Genomic DNA, 510 nt, shown 5'->3' with positions numbered 1-510 from the left:
GAACGGCATCCTCGCGATTTACCTCTACTTCAGCGTCACCGACGGCGGCATGGGGATGGAGCAGGGTACGGCAGTGGGCATCGTCGGTGCGTACGGCGGTGCCGTCTTCCTCGCCACGATCCTCGGCGCCTGGATCGCCGACCGCCTCGCCGGAGCGGAGAAGGTCCTCTTCTACTCCGCGATCATCATCATGATCGGTCACATCTGCCTGGCGTTCATCCCCGGCTTCGGGGGAGTGGCAGTCGGCCTCATCCTTGTTGCGCTCGGCTCGGGCGGTCTCAAGGCGAACGCCTCGGCACTGGTCGGTGAACTCTACGAAGAGAAGGACCCGCGTCGTGACGCCGGCTTCACCATCTTCTACATGGGCGTGAATATCGGTGCCCTCCTCGGCCCGCTGCTCACCGGACTCCTGCAGAAGAACATCGGATTCCACTATGGATTCGGGGCCGCCGCGGTCGGTATGGCACTCGGCCTGATCATCTACCTCACCGGTCGCAAGAGCCTGCCGCC

At 64.1% G+C, this 510-nt stretch carries 1 protein-coding gene; it reads left to right on the top strand.

The annotated features are described in order from the left end of the window. The coding region (locus tag IEV86_RS17740) for an oligopeptide:H+ symporter (protein WP_188484865.1) at window positions 1-510 on the top strand (510 nt) is incomplete at both ends.

The sequence above is a fragment of the Cellulomonas carbonis genome (assembly GCF_014636275.1).
Classification (GTDB): Bacteria; Actinomycetota; Actinomycetes; order Actinomycetales; family Cellulomonadaceae; genus Actinotalea; species Actinotalea carbonis.
The sequence above is the reverse complement of the archived record's forward strand: the minus strand, read 5'-3'. Positions and strand labels throughout refer to the sequence as shown.